Source organism: Gordonia sp. NPDC127522 (genome assembly GCF_042672305.1).
Taxonomy (GTDB): domain Bacteria; phylum Actinomycetota; class Actinomycetes; order Mycobacteriales; family Mycobacteriaceae; genus Gordonia; species Gordonia hongkongensis.
Genome location: NZ_JBHXVK010000008.1, coordinates 143,720 through 159,790, shown reverse-complemented (window position 1 = coordinate 159,790; position 16,071 = coordinate 143,720). Strand labels below are relative to the sequence as shown.

12 protein-coding genes and 1 pseudogene are annotated in these 16,071 nt (G+C 68.8%); 5 read left to right on the top strand and 8 right to left on the bottom strand.

The features are described 5' to 3' along the window. Positions 1-449: 449 nt before the first annotated feature. Complete coding sequence (locus ACFVHY_RS15265) at positions 450-1,751, bottom strand: MFS transporter (protein WP_390273232.1); 1,302 nt, start codon at positions 1,749-1,751, stop codon at positions 450-452. Between the two features lie 142 nt (positions 1,752-1,893). Further along, positions 1,894-3,009 (bottom strand): ADP-ribosylglycohydrolase family protein, encoded by a 1,116-nt coding sequence (locus ACFVHY_RS15260; RefSeq protein WP_390273230.1) that lies wholly within the window; start codon positions 3,007-3,009, stop codon positions 1,894-1,896. A gap of 119 nt (positions 3,010-3,128) precedes the next feature. Here ACFVHY_RS15260 and ACFVHY_RS15255 point away from each other — a divergent pair, with 119 nt between their 5' ends. The 3 genes from ACFVHY_RS15255 to ACFVHY_RS15245 all read left to right on the top strand — a co-directional run bounded on the left by ACFVHY_RS15255 (position 3,129) and on the right by ACFVHY_RS15245 (position 6,529). After that, positions 3,129-4,121 (top strand): TIGR00341 family protein, encoded by a 993-nt coding sequence (locus ACFVHY_RS15255; protein WP_390273228.1) that lies wholly within the window; start codon positions 3,129-3,131, stop codon positions 4,119-4,121. Between the two features lie 111 nt (positions 4,122-4,232). Continuing rightward, positions 4,233-6,134 carry an alkyl/aryl-sulfatase gene (locus ACFVHY_RS15250; RefSeq protein ID WP_390273225.1) on the top strand — a complete coding sequence of 634 codons (1,902 nt, stop codon included), beginning with the start codon at positions 4,233-4,235 and terminating at the stop codon, positions 6,132-6,134. Positions 6,135-6,211: 77 nt separating this feature from the next. After that, positions 6,212-6,529, top strand: a complete 318-nt coding sequence (locus tag ACFVHY_RS15245; RefSeq protein WP_010842754.1) for a hypothetical protein — start codon at positions 6,212-6,214, stop codon at positions 6,527-6,529. Between the two features lie 249 nt (positions 6,530-6,778). On the opposite strand, the gene ACFVHY_RS15240 is transcribed toward ACFVHY_RS15245, so the two are convergent. Further along, a complete protein-coding gene (locus tag ACFVHY_RS15240) occupies positions 6,779-8,932 on the bottom strand; it encodes an acyl-CoA dehydrogenase (RefSeq protein WP_390273248.1) in 2,154 nt (717 codons plus the stop codon). Between the two features lie 411 nt (positions 8,933-9,343). Between ACFVHY_RS15240 and ACFVHY_RS15235 the strand changes: the two are divergent. Further along, positions 9,344-9,945 (top strand): annotated as a pseudogene (locus tag ACFVHY_RS15235) (TauD/TfdA dioxygenase family protein); the annotation flags it as partial. Positions 9,946-10,193: 248 nt separating this feature from the next. Here the strand turns inward: ACFVHY_RS15235 and ACFVHY_RS15230 are convergent. Next, complete coding sequence (locus ACFVHY_RS15230; RefSeq protein ID WP_390273222.1) at positions 10,194-11,036, bottom strand: sulfurtransferase; 843 nt, start codon at positions 11,034-11,036, stop codon at positions 10,194-10,196. Positions 11,037-11,144: 108 nt separating this feature from the next. Here ACFVHY_RS15230 and ACFVHY_RS15225 point away from each other — a divergent pair, with 108 nt between their 5' ends. Further along, a complete protein-coding gene (locus ACFVHY_RS15225; protein ID WP_390273220.1) occupies positions 11,145-12,314 on the top strand; it encodes a metallophosphoesterase in 1,170 nt (389 codons plus the stop codon). A gap of 268 nt (positions 12,315-12,582) precedes the next feature. Here the strand turns inward: ACFVHY_RS15225 and catC are convergent, their stop codons facing one another. The 4 genes from catC to ACFVHY_RS15205 form a co-directional block, all read right to left on the bottom strand. After that, the gene (gene catC / locus ACFVHY_RS15220) at positions 12,583-12,864 is read right to left on the bottom strand and encodes a muconolactone Delta-isomerase (RefSeq protein WP_165629568.1); all 282 of its coding nucleotides are present in this window, start codon (positions 12,862-12,864) and stop codon (positions 12,583-12,585) included. After that, complete coding sequence (gene catA / locus ACFVHY_RS15215) at positions 12,864-13,730, bottom strand: catechol 1,2-dioxygenase (protein WP_390273217.1); 867 nt, start codon at positions 13,728-13,730, stop codon at positions 12,864-12,866. Before catA ends, catC begins: the two co-directional genes overlap by 1 nt. 62 nt (positions 13,731-13,792) lie before the next feature. Next, positions 13,793-14,896, bottom strand: coding sequence for a mandelate racemase/muconate lactonizing enzyme family protein (locus ACFVHY_RS15210; RefSeq protein WP_390273214.1), 1,104 nt, complete (start codon positions 14,894-14,896; stop codon positions 13,793-13,795). After that, positions 14,893-15,876, bottom strand: a complete 984-nt coding sequence (locus ACFVHY_RS15205; RefSeq protein ID WP_390273211.1) for a LysR family transcriptional regulator — start codon at positions 15,874-15,876, stop codon at positions 14,893-14,895. Before ACFVHY_RS15205 ends, ACFVHY_RS15210 begins: the two co-directional genes overlap by 4 nt. Positions 15,877-16,071 lie beyond the last annotated feature (195 nt).

The window sequence follows — 16,071 nt, the reverse complement described above, 5'->3', positions numbered from 1 at the left end:
TGATCGCGATGGCCAACCTCACCAGGGGCGGCGCATGCCCGGAACTCCCACATCGAAACTGACTGAAAAACGCCCACTTTCAGGTCAGGAGATCCCAAAATGTTCGACGACGAGATTTCTCCACAGCCCCGGTTGGGTCGAATCTTGTTGCTCAGCAGTCGCTGTCACTCACGCCTCAGCGGTGAACCACGGTGAACCGTGGTGAACAGAAACCCCATTGGCGAGACCAGTTGCGAAGACCCTTCGTGACGCGCCCTCCGCAAGCTCCGGGCGCTCCTCAGGGAGCAGGGGCAGGCCGTTCCTTCGGATTAGGGAGCAGTGGGCCCCGCGCCCTCCGCAAGCTGCGCGCATGTTTGCTCCATGGTCCCGTTGGGTCTGGCTCCGGCTCCAAAGAAGCGCGACTTCAGGTATGAGCTGCGTGACAATGCAACTGGCGCGTATCGGCCCAGTCAGGGATTCTGCGGTGCCGACATCACGCCTGCGGTACTGCGGACTCTCGGATCGGGGCGCGGTGAAGCTCGTCGAATGACCAGACCGATGGCGACGGCCGCGACCGCGGCGTAGACGACGCCGGTGACGATGGCGCCACCGAGGGTCCCGACTGCCTGGCCGGCGACACCGTCGAGCACCACCATCACACCCGCACCGCTGTAGGCGAAGGCGGAGAACCGCGACGCCACACGGCCCTGCTCGACGGCGCCGAGACCGCGGGTGACAGCGGCGAGCGCCACTCGGTACCCCCCGGCCTGGCCGATCCCGCCGACGACCGTACCGAGGACGATCACGTCGAGCCGGCCGAGGACGAGACCCACCACCGCCGTCGACCATCCGGCGACCAGGAGCACGCCGACCGCCGGTAGGGTCGTCACGAGCCGCACCCCCACGCCGGCGAGACTCGCGACCATCGAGACCAACAGACATGCGCCACCGACACATTGGGCCACGAGGAGCGAGTCGCTCGCTCCGGTGGCGAGGATCGCGGCGGGCATCGCGCCCACCGCGAGCGCACCGATCGCCCACGCCAGCGCGCCGACCAGATAGGCACCGGGATCTCGACGACGGGCGCCCGCAACGTCGAGGTCGCCTTTGTGGACGTCGAGGTCGCCGGTGTGAGCGTGTGTCGACTGCGGCGCTGAGCCATCGTCCATCGACGAATCATTGCCATAAGCAAGCAGACCGGGAGCCAGACGCAGACCGACGAGCAAGACGATCAGGCATACGGCGGTCGCCGCGGCGTGGATCGCGTACACCGTGACCAGCTGCCAGGGCAGGAACACGGCTATCGCGATGGCCGCGACCAGCCCGCTTCCGGCGCCGATGAGCGAACCGGAGGCGATGAACGCACGACCCCGTTCGCCGCGGGCGGCCACCATGATCGCCGCGGCGGCGCCCGTGCTCAGGCCCACCGACGCCCCGGTCAGGAACCGTCCCGGAAACAGCAGCACCTCGACCGATGCGCCGACGATCTGCAGGAGGTCGCCGACGATCGCCGCGAGGAGGGCGAGCGGTAACACCGTGCGGCTGTGCCGGATGAGCGGTCCGCGAGCCGAGATCAACAGGATGATGATCAGGGCGATGAAGTAGGTGGCGAACAGCACCGATGCCGCGGCGGGCCCGAACCCATGGGTGTCCATGTATCCCGGGAGCAGCGGCGTCATCGCATTCGAGCCGCAGATGGCGAGAATGAACCCGACCCCGGAAGCGCCTGCGAGCACACGGTTTCCACGGTCGGATCTCAGAGCGATTGCCATGGGGAGAACTCAAACCGACGTCTGTGACCATCGGGCAACCCGGTCGTGGCCGTCGTATTGCGCACCTCGTCGCCACGACGCCGAGGCGCTGACCTGCCACGTTCTGACGGGTGACGACGATGGCGCCGGTCGCGCCGGAGACTCAGCCCACGGGGCGAAGGTCCGGAGTCGCCCCCGGACGGCGTCCCCAGTATTTCTCGACCCAACTGCCCGACCCGGCCGGCTCATCGGTCTCGGTGATGTCCCAGTCCACGAACTCGTGTAGATCGCCCGCCATCTCGACGATGACGTCGCGCAGTTCGAGGGGCTCCAGCCAGCGCGGCGGGATCGCCTCGACCCCGTCGCGCGCACCCAGCAGGTTGCCCACGATCGCGCCGGTGGAGTCCGAGTCGCCGTCGTGATTGACCGCGATGATCACCGCGTCCTCGAGGTCGTCGGCCACCAGCGCGGAATAGACAGCGATCGCGAGCGCCTCCTCTCCGACCCAGCCCTCGCCGAGGCGCGTGATCGCCGCCTCGTGGGACAGGCCCGAACCGGCGAGGACTTCCGCGGTCTCCAGTGCGGCAAGGGTCTCCTCGTGACCGGCCCGATCCCGGAGGATGCCCTTCGCCGTCGCCAGCGCCTCCGGCAGGCCGGCCCCGACGGTCAGCTCCCGGACCGCGACCGCGAGAACGCCGGCGGGAAGCGAACCGGAGGGATGGCCGTGGGTGAGCGCCGCGAGTGTGGTCGCGAGGTCGAAAGTGCCTGCGGCAGACCAGTCCGCGCGGGCCGCGAACAAACCGACCGGCGCCACCCGCATGACACCTCCGCAGCCCTTGCTGTCGTTGTCGGCCGGGGCGCCCGGACGAGTGGTCACCCGGAGCGCCTCGAGACAGGTGGTGCCGGGTGCCCGCCGGCTGTGCAATTGCTGGTGCCCTGCCAGCCAGCTGGACCGTTCGGTCGTCGCCAGCACGCCGTGCCGCGGATGGCCGCCCTGCGTGATGAACCACCGCAGGTACGCGCGGGCCGTCGTGGCCGCATAACAGGAGATGCCTCCCGTGCGGTCGCGGGCCCAGGCGCGCAGCAGACCCTCCGCGGTGAACAGCGTCATCTGCGTGTCGTCGGTGATGGTGCCGAGGCCGCCGTACGCCTCGGAGTAGGCGGTGATACCCGCGGGTCCGAACCTCTCCAGGATCGCGTCCCGAGTCGAGAACTCGACTGCCCCGCCCAGCGCGTCGCCGACAGCACCGGCGAGCAGACATCCGGTGAACCGATCCATGTTCGCCCCCTGTGCTTTCCCCGGCGTTCATCCATGGTCACACGGTTGCGCCGACTCTGCTGGACAGCGGACCGCGAACGGGTACTTTCAGAGGACCTCGAGACGAAGGGGCTTCGATCGTGCTCTCCCTCATCCCCGGTTCACAGCGTCGCAGCCTGGACGAGATCGACGAACGCCTCGACTTCTCTGTCGGGGACCGCACCGCCAAACGCAGCGCCTTCTGGTTGATGCTCACGCTGTCCGGCGTCATCGCGGTCTCGGGAGTCGTCGCCGACAGCACGGCGACCGTCATCGGGGCGATGATCGTCGCGCCGCTGTCGACACCGATCCTCGGCATCGGACTCGGAATCGCCACCGGCCGTGGTCGACTCATGCTCGCGAGTGTCGGTTACGTGATCGCCGGGGTCATCCTGGTGACGATCCTGGGCGTCGTGTTCGCCCAGTTGCTACCCAATCCGACGAACGTGCTCTCCAACTCACAGGTGTTGGGCCGGACGTCACCGACGCTCGTCGACCTCCTGGCCGCCCTCGCCACCGGCCTCGTCGGCGCGATCGCCATCACCCGTCGCGACGTCGGTGATGTGTTGCCCGGCGTGGCCATCGCCATCTCCCTGGTGCCGCCTCTCGGGGTCGTCGGCGTCTGCCTGGGGTCGGGAGCCCCGTCGCTCGCACTGGGCGCCTTCGTGCTGTTCGCGTCGAACGTGGTCGCGATGATCATCACGAGCCTCGTCGTGTTGACGATCGCAGGCTATGGCCGCGAGGCCGCCGATCTCGCCGGTGCGGAACATCCCAGGGCCCCTCGTCGCCGGGCCTACGCCGCACTGGCCGTAGCTCTCGTCGTCGTCACCGTCCCGATGGTCGCGAACTCGCTCTCGTCACTGTGGTCCCGGCAGATCGCGACCGCCGCGGAGTCGTGGCTCGGATCGGGCGGGAACGAATCGTCCGAGGTCACCGGTGTCAGCTGGACAGGCAGCACGGTCACCGTCAGTGTGCTCGCCCCACAGGACCTGCCGCCGATCGACGAGCTCCAGACGACGGTCGACGAGTTGGTCCCCTGGGACCCCGAGGTCGTCGTCGTCCACACCGTCGGCGAGCGGTCGGGTGCCAACTGAGAGTGCCGAACCCCGGCGAGGCATCCGCGCTTCTGACAGAGTGGTACGTACGCATCGCTCACCGAGAACGTCACCGTACGCACTCAACCGAGAATCGACGAGGTCAAGCACATGGCTCTCTCTCGAGACGCATCCCCTTCAGTGGCACAGGCGAATTCGTCCGCCCACGATCACCTCCCGTTCCAGGACACCCGCGACCTGGACGCCACCACGCGCGGACTCGTCGCCGAACTCGATCCCCCCTCCATCGCCGGCCAGGACGGGAAGCCGGTGTGGGATTGCGATGAATTCTCCTTCCTCGCCGACGAGGCGCCTGCCACCGCCCACCCCAGCTTGTGGCGGCAGTCGGGTCTCGTAGCCCGACAGGGCCTCTTCGAGGTGACAGATCGGATCTACCAGATCCGCGGCCTGGACCTGTCGAACATGACCGTCGTCGAGGGCGACACCGGCGTCATCGTCATCGACCCACTGATCTCGCAGGAGACCGCGGCCGCGGGCCTGCGCCTCTATCGGGAGAATCGTGGCGATCGGCCGGTGACCGCGGTCATCTACACCCATTCGCACATCGACCATTTCGGCGGCGTCAAGGGAGTCACCACCCAGGAGGCCGTCGACGCCGGCGAGTGCCAGGTCATCGCGCCGGCAGGCATGGTCGAGCACGCGGTCGCCGAGAACGTTTACGCGGGAACGGCGATGGGGAGGCGCGCGGCGTACATGTACGGGGCCGCGCTGCCCAGGGGCCCGCGCGGTGCGATCGGCGCGGGCCTCGGCCAGTCCACGTCAACCGGAACAGCGACCCTGATCCTGCCGACCCTCGACGTCACCACCACCGGGCAGACCGAGACCGTCGACGGCGTCACCATCGAATTCCAGTTGACCCCCGGCACCGAGGCACCCGCCGAGATGAACTTCTACTTTCCGCAGATGCGCGCACTGTGCATGGCGGAGAACGCCACCCACACTCTGCACAATCTGCTCACTCTGCGCGGTGCACTGGTCCGTGATCCGCACGTGTGGTCGCGCTACCTGACCGAGGCGATCAACGAGTTCGCGGCGCGCTCGGACGTGCTCTTCGCGTCGCATCACTGGCCCACCTGGGGCACCGCGGAACTCACGGAGTTCCTGTCCCTCCAGCGCGACCTCTACGGGTACCTCCACGACCAGACCCTGCGGCACCTGAACAAGGGGCGGACCGGCCTCGAGATCGCCGAGGACATCGCACTACCTCCCGCGCTCGCGAACGCCTGGCACACGCACGGCTACTACGGCTCGGTGAGCCACAACGTCAAGGCCATCTACCAGCGTTACATGGGATGGTTCGACGGGAATCCGGCGCACCTCTGGGAGCATCCGCCGGTGGAGTCCGCGAAACGGCACGTCGAATTCATGGGCGGTGCGGACGAGGTCGTCCGAAAGGCCCGGCGGTCCTTCGACGATGGTGACTTCCGATGGGTTGCCCAGGTCCTGAACTACGTCATCTTCGCCGACCCGACTCACGAGGAGGCGCGAAGTCTCCAGGCGGACACGCTCGAGCAACTCGGCTACGGCTCCGAGAACGGCACCTGGCGCAACTTCTACCTCATGGGCGCATACGAGTTGCGCAACGGACCGGTCGGTACCCCGACCACGGCCGCGGCCGCCGACATCGTGGCCGCCATGTCGGTCGACCAGCTCTTCGACGCGGTCGCCCTGCGAGTCGACGGACCCGCGGCCTGGGACGCCCACATCGTCCTCGACTGGCACATCACCGACGCCGACCGACGCCACCGGTCGGAGCTGCGCAACGGCCTCCTGGTCCATTTCGACGTGGATCAGGCAAGCGCTGACGACCCCGTCGCAGCCACGTTCACCCTGACCAAGCAGACCCTGCTGACGCTGCTCCTCGGGCTCGTGGATCTGGGTACGGCCGTCGAAGCGGGCGACGTCGGCGTCGCGGGTGATCCGGGCGCATTCGGCGAACTCGCCGGCTACCTGGACGACCCCGATCCCGATTTCGCGATCGTGACACCCTAGTTCCCGCCAGGGCGGCCCGGCCGACCCGACCGAGGGTGACACCGCTCGAACACACGTGCGAAACTGACTGGGTGGGCATGAAGTGGATTGGCGGGGACAACGGCCAACCACACCGGCCCGCCTTCGTGCGGGTCGGCCACAAGGCGGTGCTCATCGACCTTGGCGCGCTCTACCCCAATGCACCGCATTTCAGCGGCGAGTACCATCCCGACGGTTTACAGATCCGGTCGGTGCACCTCGGCGTCCTCACCGAGTGGGGGCGCGACGAATGGGGTGCCTGGTACGGCAAGGTCACCTACACGATCACCTCGAAGGACCGACAGGAGAAGGTCACGCACTGGGTGCCGTCGTGGGCGTTGCGCCCGGCCGGTGACCGGCCGCCCGGGCGACGGTGAACGCCCCGAGGTGTGAGCGAAGCACCCCCGACCTGAGGAGCGAGCTTGCGAGCGCCACCACCAGCTCCCTGAGGAGCGAGCTTGCGAGCGTCACGAAGGGTCCTGGTGAGACAGGTTGCGAGACCCTTCGTGACGCGCCCTCCGCAAGCTCCGGGCGCTCCTCAGGGAGCGTAGGGGTGGCCCTCCGCAGGGAGCAGAAGGTGGCCCTCCGCAGGGAGCAGAGGGTGGCCCTCCGCAAGCTCTGGGCGCTCAGCGGATGAGCGGGTCGCGCGGCAAGCCGAGGATGCGTTCGGCGATCTGGTTGCGGGTGATCTCCGACGTCCCGCCGGCGATCGACATCCCGCGGGCCCCGAGGATCAGCAGGCCGGCCAGCTTGCCGGGACCGGACGAGAACGCGACGTCGGGTCCGAGCAATTCCGCGGCCAGATGCGCGCGGTCGCTGAGATGCTCGGCGAGAAGCAGTTTCGTCACGTTTCCCTCGGGTCCGGGCGCGGCGCCGACGACCGATCGGGCGGCGCGACGCAGATTCAGCAGTCGCAGCGCGTCTTCGACGGCGAGGAACTCACCGACCTTCGTCGCCGCCCCCTCGACCCGGTCCCCGTAGCCCTGGACGAGTGTCACCATCTGCTGGACCGCACCCTCGCTACCCGGCGCACTGCCGCCGATGCTGACCCGCTCGTTGCCGAGGGTCGCGCGGGCCACGGCCCAGCCGTCGTTCGGTGTGCCCACCACGTCTTCGTCAGGGACGAAGACGTCGGTGAAGAACACCTCGTTGAACTCGGAGCCGCCGGTGATCTGCCGCAGCGGACGTACCTCGACACCGGGCGCCGACATGTCGATCAACATCGCGGTGATGCCCTTGTGCTTGGGGGCTTCCGGGTCGGTCCGCACCGTTGCCAGCCCTCGCCGGCACAGGTGGGCGCCGCTGGTCCAGACCTTCTGGCCGTTGATGCGCCAGCCGCCGTCGACGCGCGTGGCCCTCGTGCTGACCGCCGCCGCGTCCGACCCCGCACCGGGCTCGGAGAACAACTGACACCACACCTCGTCCCCGAGCAGCGCCGGCCGAACGAACCGGTCGATCTGGTCCTGCGTGCCCTGCTGGATGAGGGTGAGGATGACCCACCCGGTGATGCTGTAATCGGGCCGCTTCACACCCGCGGCCGCCATCTCCTCCTCGATGACGAGTTGTTCGACGGAATCCGCGGCGCGTCCCCATGGCCTGGGCCAATGCGGCATGACGTAACCGGTGTCGATGAGCTTCTCGCGCAGCGCGGACTCGCCGACGCCGGCGATCTCGGCGATGTCGGCCCGTACGCGCGCACGCAGTTCCTCGGCCTCGGGTGGGAGGTCGAGGCTGTTGGCACGGGTGACACCGCCTGCGGAGAACTCGTACACGTCACGAGCCGGCTGTTGTCCGCCGAACAGTGCCTGCAGCACCGTGGCGCGGCGCAGATGCAGGTGCGCGTCGTGTTCCCAGGTGAAGCCGATGCCGCCGTGCACCTGGATGTTCAGTTCGGCGTTCGTCGTGTACGTGGGCAGTGCCAGCGCGGCCGCCGATGCCGCGACCAGCCCGAGCGCGTCGGCGTTCTCGTCGGCCGCCCGCGCCGCGTCCCACACCACCGCGGTGGCGGCCTCCGCGCCGACGAGCATGTTCGCGCAGTGGTGCTTGACGGCCTGGAACGTACCGATGGTCCGGCCGAACTGTTCGCGGACCTTCGCGTAGGCCACCGCGGTGTCGAGCGCGTCCCGCGCCCCGCCGACGGCCTCGGCCGCGACGAGCGTCCGGGTGAGCGCCAGCGCGGTGGCCGCCAGTCTCGGCAACCGGACGACGGCGGCCTCCGACAGCGTCACCCTCGCCGAATGTCGGGTCGGGTCGAGATCGGCGTGCGCGCCCACCTCGACACCGGCGTGCGACGACTCCAGCACCAGCACGTCGTCGTCGGCGACGAGTACCAGCAGATCCGCGAGCGGTGCGCCGAGTACCGCGTCGACCTGACCGGAGATCGTCCCATCGGCCTCGGTCAGTCCCGGCACGACCGCGACGCCCGCGGTGATCGTGCCGTCGACGAGCGACCGCAGCCAGCGGGCCTTCGTCTCGTCGTCGGCATGAGTCAGGATCGCCGACGCGATCACGGTGGGCAGGAACGGGCCCGGCGCCACCGCGCGGCCCAATTCCTCTGTCACGACGACCAACTCGGCGATCCCGAAGCCGGAACCGCCGTACTCCTCGGCGACGTGCAGGCCCAGCCAGCCGAGTTCGGCGATCTCCGCCCAGAACGTGGGTCTGGCCTCCTCGGGCGCGTCGAGTCGGTCTCGCGCCTGCGCCCGCACCTTTCGGTCGACGGCGAATTCGCGCACCACCGAGGCGAGTTCGACGTGGTCATCGGTCAGGGCGATGCTCATGGCGACTCCCGGGATCGCGGTGTCGAGCCGGGCCGGTGCCGCGCCATGCAGTGGCGGACCCGCACCCTCGGGCGGTCTTGCGCCCTGCTCGTCGGTCACCCGATCACACCATCTCCGCCGGCTCCGGCGTGGAGGCTTGAGACAAACTCCTCGAATCCGTTCCGGACGGGCCCGCAGCTCGACCGGGTCGGCGAACGGCACGGCATCGACGAGGTCCCTCATGTACCGGCCCTCGGGCGGTGAGGACGGTGCGCGTCCCGGCTGATGCCCGTCGCGAGATCGACGACGCGGCGGAGGCCTCGGCGGACTGAAGCGTTCCGCTCACGGTGAGCGCTTCCCTCGATCGCACCACCATCGCGGTGGTCTGATGAATTCGATTGCCATCAAACGATATTGAGAAGAGGACGAGAGATGACCGTGGCGCAGATCGAGGACCGGACCGAGCGCGAGCAGGCAGCTCAGCAGACCTACCGCGACGCGGGGATCACCGTCGACAAGCTCGGCGAGCACATCGGGGCACGCATCGGCCAGGTGCGACTCGGCGGTGACCTCGCCCCGGAGCGGGTGGAGGCGATCCGCCTGGCGCTGGCGATCAACAAGACGATCGCCTTCGAGGGCCAGGGCCAGCTTGACGACGACAGCCAGTACGCCTTCGCCAACTCCTGGGCGATCCCACCGCACCGTATCCGACGGTGACCTCACGCGGCGGACGGCTGCTGACCGTCGAAGGCGCCGTGAACAGCTGGCACTCCGACGGGACGTTCGTCGATCGCATCCCGAAGGCGTCCATCCTCCGGGCGGTGACGCTGCCGAGCTACGGCGGCGCGACGACCTGGGCGTCGACGGTGGCCGCCTACGAGCAGCTACCGAAACCGCTGCGCACGCTGACCGAAGAGCTGTGTGCCACTCACACCAATCTGTACGACTACGTCGGCGAGAAGGAGCCGTCGGGTGGTGTCGACGTCAGCCGCGAGGCCGAGCACTACAAGGAGTTCACCAGCTCCGAGTACCAGCACGGTCAGGCGAGCCAGGTCCAAGGCGACGCGACGCACTACTCGGTCGTCGAAGAACCCGCCCGACTGTCGGTGTTCGCGGCCTGACCCGTGCGCGCGTCACCCCCCGCTCCCTGAGGTGCGAGGAGCGCAAGCGACGAGCCTCGAAGGGTCCTGGCGAGGTGCGTGGCAAACCCTTCGTGACGCGCCCTCCGCAAGCTCCGGGCGCTCCTCAGGGAGCAGAGGGTGCGGCTTGCGCGCCTCTCGCCTCAGGGCCGGTCGCCCTCGGCGACCGGCCGTTCCGGGTCCGACGACCACTGCGAGAACGATCCGGGGAACAGCGTCGCGTCGATCCCCGTGATGGCGAGCGCCGCGAGCTGGTGCGCGGCATTGATCCCGGAACCGCAGTAGACGACGACATCGGAGCCGGCCCCGGCGTCGATACCGAGATCTGCGAACCGGCGTCGTAGCTCCTCCGCCGGACGGAACCGGCCGGAGGTGTCGACGTTGTCCGCCGTCGGGACACTGATCGCCCCGGGGATGTGGCCGGCGCGCGGATCGACCGGTTCGACGTCGCCGCGATAGCGTTCGGCGGCCCGGGCATCGAGCAGGTGCATCGGCCCGGCCGCGACGTCGTCGATGGTCGCGACCGGCAGGTGTCCGGGGCTCAGGGTCACGTTGCCCGCTCGCTGCCGCCCGCCGTCCCCCGTCGTCGTCCGTAGACCTTCGGCACGCCACGCGGTGAGACCACCGTCGAGGAGTCGCACATCGGCGACACCCGCCCAGCGCAGCAGCCACCAGGCGCGGGCGGCCGCGAGATTGCCGGAGTCGTCGTACACCACCACCGGGACGCCGTCGTCGATCCCCCACCGCCGGGCCGCCGCCTGGAGGTCCGCGACGGCGGGCAGCGGATGCCTGCCGCCGACCGGTCCGGAAGGCGGGGCCGCCAGTTCGGAGTCGAGGTCGACGTAGACCGCCCCGGGGATGTGACCCTCGCGATAGGCGTGCCGACCATCGAAGTCGCCTAGCTGCCAGCGCACGTCCAGCAAGATCGGCGGAGTCGCCAGCAGCATCTCGGCCAGCTCGAGCGGGGTGATGAGGACCTCGGCCATGGCGGCGAGGGTACCAACGCGAACCGATGGCAGAATGGGGCAATCCGCCCATGACCGGGCACCTGGGCCTCCGTCGCCCTGTCGTCACCACCCTCAGGAGTCCATCCCGTGGCGTTGTTTCCTGCCGTCGTCTTCGGACTCATCACGTTCTGGCTGCACCGGCGAATCGTCCGCGCGACCGCGATGCCGCGCCCCTGGTCGATCATCGCCGACGTGGCGCTGGTCGTCCTGTGGGCGCTCGCCCTCATCGGCTTCGCCACCGGACGGGTGCTCGACCCGTCGTGGGCGCGGCCCATCGGCACGATCGGGCTGATCTGGCTCGCCGCCGTCTTCTACCTGTTCCTCGGCCTCGCGGTGGTGGGCCTCGTGTCGTTCGCCGCACACGTCGTCCGCTCGATCCGGCGGCGGCGGTCGGGAGTGCAGGACACTCCGGCCCGCGCCGCCCGTCGACTCGGCAAGCTCCGCGTCGCGACCGCCGCGGTCGTGATCATCGCGCTCGGGGTCACCGGCTACGGGGTGTGGGAAGCATCTCGCCCCCAGGTCGTCGATGTCGACGCCACGTTCGTGAGTCTGCCGCCGCAGTTCGACGGAACGCGCATCGCGGTGATCTCCGACCTGCACGTCGGCCCGGCCCGCGACGCGTCGTTCACCCAGCGCGTCGTCGACGACGTCAACGAGCAGAAGCCGGATCTCGTCGTCCTCGTCGGCGACCTCACCGACGGCACCATCCCGAACGTCCGCGACACCCTGGAACCCCTCGCCGACCTCCGCGCCCCGCTCGGGGTCTTCGGTGTCAGCGGCAACCACGAGTACTACGCCGACGACGGCGGCCGGTGGCTCGACGTGTGGGAGGAACTCGGGGTCCGTACCTTGCGCAACGCACGGGTGCCCATCGAGGTCGACGGCGCGACCATCACACTCGCCGGCGTCCACGACGCCACCGCCCCGGAACCGTACGAGCCCGACCTCCCCGCGGCCCTGGCGGGAACGTCTCCCGAGGACTTCACCCTGCTCCTCGCCCACCAGCCCAAGCAGGCCGTCGAGGCGTCCGATCTGGGTGTCGACCTCCAGCTGTCCGGGCACACGCACGGCGGCCAGCTCTGGCCCATCCGCTACCTCGTCCGCGCCCAGCAACCGACCATCACCGGGCTCGACCAGATCGGCGACACCACCATCTACACCACCCGCGGCGCCGGCGCCTGGGGCCCGCCGGTCCGTGTCCTCACGCCGCCGGAGATCACGATCCTCACGCTGCGATCGGCGCCGCCTGCCTCCTGAGGTGCGAGCTCGCGAGCGTCACGAAGGGTGTCACCAGGACCCTTCGTGACGCGGCCTCCGCAAGCTCCGGCCGCTCCTCAGGGAGCAGGATGACGCGCCCCCATGCTCCCTGATGCGAGAGGAGCGAAAGCGAGCCCCCATGCTCCCTGAGGTGCGAGCGAAGCGAGACGGTCCTATAGCTTGTCAAGTGCTCCGAGGTCGGTGGTGAGGTCGTTCTTTCGGATTAGGGAGCAGATGGGTGGGCTCGCTTCTCGAGGAGCAGCGGCCGTCAGCCGTTGATATCGGACGGATGAGTAGCCAGTGGGGTGACCTTGATCCGCATGTACGGGAACAGCGGCAGACCTGACAGCAGGGTGTGCAGTTCGTCGTTCGACTCGACGTCGAAGATCGAGTAGTTGGAGTACTCCCCGACGATCCGCCAGATGTGCGGCCACTTGCCGGCGCGTTGTAGATCCTGCGAGTACGCCTTCTCCCGTGCGACCGTGTCGGCCCGCACGTCGGGGTCGAGGTCGTCGGGGATGGAGACGTCCATCCGCACATGGAACAGCATTACTTCGCCGGGTCCAGAACGAAGTCGTAGGAGACGGTGAAGCCGCCCTTGCCGTCGTCCTGCGGGTCGAGCACCAGTTCGGGCTTGACGGCGCTGGCGACGTCGTCGTCGTTGTGCGGGTCGCCCGGGAAGTACAGCTGTGCGGTGAGCTGCTCGTGGCCTGACGCCGAGACCTTGAGGTGCAGGTGCGCGGGACGCCACGGATGCCAGCCGGCCGCGGAGATCATCTTCCCGCACGAGCCATCGGTCGGGATCATGTACGGCGCGGGCCGGATGGTGGTGATCTCGAAGCGGCCCTCGTCATCGGCGGTGAAGGTGCCGCGCAGATTCCACTCCGGGATTCCCGGCGCGAACTGCGAGTAGAAGCCGTCGTCGTCGGCGTGCCAGAGTTCGACAGTGGCGCCGGCGAGGGCGGTGCCGTCGCACGACCGGACCTGGCCGGTCCACACCAACGGATCGCCGGACTCGTTGTCCCGCATCGGCAGAGTGCCCTTGGCGCCGAGTTCCGGGGCGTCCGGGACGTAGTAAGGGCCTTCGATGCTGCCCTTGTTGCCCTGACGATGCGAGGTCGCCACGTCCTCGACGACGTGCTCCACCCAGACGTCGAGGAACAGCGGCCACTCGCCGTCCTCGCCGACGTTGATGAGCCACGCCTTGAGCGCGTTGTACTCGTCGTAGGTCACCTTGTGCTTCCGGATCACCTCGTGCACGCCCGCGAGGACCTCGTTGATGAGGGTCGAGACGCGTTCCGGCGCAGTGTCCTTCACTGCCTCGAACGGCGACTTGTCCGCGTGGAACCGCTCGGTGGCGGAGGCGCCGGACGCCGCGGCGGTGGCGACTTCCTGGGGATGTTCGGTGGTGGTCATGTTCTTCTCCTTGCTACTGAGGTTCGCGGGGCTGCCACGAGACGTGCTGCGGGCGTGCGGATCTAGTTGTCGGTGCGATAACGGTCGAGTTTGTCCGGATCGATCTCGAAACCGATGCCCGGCGCGGTCGACCGGTGCAGATGGCCGTCGCGGATCTGGAGCGGCTCGGTCAGCAGGTCGTCGGTCATGTCCAGGAAGTTCGACAGCTCACCCGCGTAGCGTGAGGTCAGCTCGAAGGCGCTGCCGAAGGCGAGCGTGCACGCCGTCCCGATCTGTCCGTCGATCTGGTTGCCCATGACGACCGGGACGCCGAGACCCTCGGCGAGGTGATGCGTACGACGTGAGGTGGTGAAACCCGAACGCGCGGTCTTGATGCTGACGGCGGTCGCCGAGCGGCCGAGGATCTCGCGGGTGACGTCGGCCGGGGTGGGCACCGATTCGTCGGCGATGAACGGCACCGGCAGCTGTTCGACGAGCCACCGGCGGCCGAGCACATCGGCTGCGTCGCAGAGCTCTTCGGCGAACAGCAGATCGAGGTCGGCCATCTCCCGCATGGCTCGCGCCGACTCGGCCGCGGTCCAACCCCGATTGCCGTCGACGTAGAGTTCGACGTCGCCGTCGAACCGCTCGCGGAGCGCGCGGACGACCGCGGTGTCGAGGGATGCGGGGTGACGTCCGACCTTCACCTTGAAGGTGCGGATCCCGTAGGTGTCGACCATCTTCTCGGCTTCGGCGACCATCGCGGCCGGCTCGGCGAACCCGAGCATGTGACTGACGCGCATCCGGTCGGTGTAGCCGCCGAGCATGTCGCCGACCGGGAGTCCCAGCACCTTGCCCAGCGCATCCCAGATCGCCATGTCCACAGCAGATTTCGCCGCCGGGTTGCCGACCGTGCGCGCCATCCGGGCGGCGACCACCTCACGTTCCAGCAAGGTCAGGCCGACGACCGCGGGCGCGAAGATGCCCTCGATCACGGCGATGATGCCGTCCTGCGTCTCGCCGTAGGTGAACGGGCGGGGCGGCGCCTCGGCGACGCCGACCACGCCGGCGTCGGTGTGCACCCGGACCAGCACGTGGGTCGCGGCGTGCACCTCGCCGGAGGCGAACCGCAGCGGCTTCACGTACGGGATGGCGAACGGAATCGCCTCCACAGCGGTAATTTTCACGGCTTCTCTCCAGATCGAGCACCCAGTCGGGTCCTCACGGAACGGTGGTCGGCAAGCTGGGTGTCGCGCGACTCTGCGGCGGCGGGATCGGCGAAGACGGAATCGGCGAAGGCAGCGGCGATGACGTCGGCGACCGCGGTGACGACCGGGTCGTCGGAACCCGACCGCCAGGCGAGTGCCACCTCGACAGTGTCGGCATCGACGAGGTCGCGCACCACCAATCCGTCGAGCGGTAGTGAACGCACCGAGGCCGGAAGCAGGGCAACCCCCAGCCCGGCGGCGACCAGGGCCAGCAGCACCGCGGTACCCGGCGCCTGGTGCGCCCGGTGGGGAACGAAACCCGCTGCGCGACAAGTTCGTATCGCGGCGTCATTGACGGCGGAGTCCCGGCTGTCGTACAGCACGAACGGCTCGTGACGGAGGTCGGCGACCGAGACCACGGGCTCGGCGGCCAGTCGGTGATCGACCGACACCGCGAGGACCATCGGCTCGACATCGATCACCGTCGTCTCGATGTCCTCCCCGATCGCCGGCGGGCGCAGGATCCCGAGGTCGAGGGTGCCGGCGCGCAGGGCGTCGCACTGGCCCGGCGTGAGCATGTCCGACTGGATACGGAGATCCACATCGGGCAACTCCCGCTTGACGACCCGCGCGATGCGCGGCAGATGGGAGAACGCGGCGATACCGGTGATACCGACCCGGACGAGGCCGCTGCGGCCGGCGGCGATCCGACGCACGCCGTCCACGGCTTCGTCCACGCCGGCCAGAATTCGCTCGGCCTGGGCCCTGAGGTACTGCCCGGCCGGGGTGAGCGACACCTGACGGGTGGTCCGCGTGAACAGGGTGACGTCGAGCTCGGCCTCGAGCTGGCGGATTGCGTACGACAGCGCGGGCTGTGCCACGTGCAACGACTCCGCCGCCTGCCCGAAATGACAGGTGTCGGCCACGGCGGCGAAGTACCGCAAGTGCCGTAGCTCCATGACCCGCCTCGTCTCGTACTGATCGACACCGCGGTTGTGACCGCGGACACGTCCCACGGTAGAGCGTCGATCCATACATGACAAAGACACAAATTACGGCGATTGATCGACGCCATTGATCAATATGTTGCTTGGCCAGGACTGGCAATTACCCGGGTGTGATCGCCACCACTTGCTGCCACAGTGCAGAGAGCA

Bases quoted from the DNA above. Each gene is read 5' to 3' on its own strand.
- ACFVHY_RS15240 (WP_390273248.1), bottom strand. From the start codon at position 8,932: ATGAGCATCGCCCTGACCGATGACCACGTCGAACTCGCCTCGGTGGTG.
- ACFVHY_RS15260 (WP_390273230.1), bottom strand. From the start codon at position 3,009: ATGGATCGGTTCACCGGATGTCTGCTCGCCGGTGCTGTCGGCGACGCG.
- catA (WP_390273217.1), bottom strand. From the start codon at position 13,730: ATGACCACCACCGAACATCCCCAGGAAGTCGCCACCGCCGCGGCGTCC.
- catC (WP_165629568.1), bottom strand. From the start codon at position 12,864: ATGCTGTTCCATGTGCGGATGGACGTCTCCATCCCCGACGACCTCGAC.
- ACFVHY_RS15230 (WP_390273222.1), bottom strand. From the start codon at position 11,036: ATGGCCGAGGTCCTCATCACCCCGCTCGAGCTGGCCGAGATGCTGCTG.
- ACFVHY_RS15205 (WP_390273211.1), bottom strand. From the start codon at position 15,876: ATGGAGCTACGGCACTTGCGGTACTTCGCCGCCGTGGCCGACACCTGT.
- ACFVHY_RS15245 (WP_010842754.1), top strand. From the start codon at position 6,212: ATGAAGTGGATTGGCGGGGACAACGGCCAACCACACCGGCCCGCCTTC.
- ACFVHY_RS15265 (WP_390273232.1), bottom strand. From the start codon at position 1,751: ATGGCAATCGCTCTGAGATCCGACCGTGGAAACCGTGTGCTCGCAGGC.
- ACFVHY_RS15250 (WP_390273225.1), top strand. From the start codon at position 4,233: ATGGCTCTCTCTCGAGACGCATCCCCTTCAGTGGCACAGGCGAATTCG.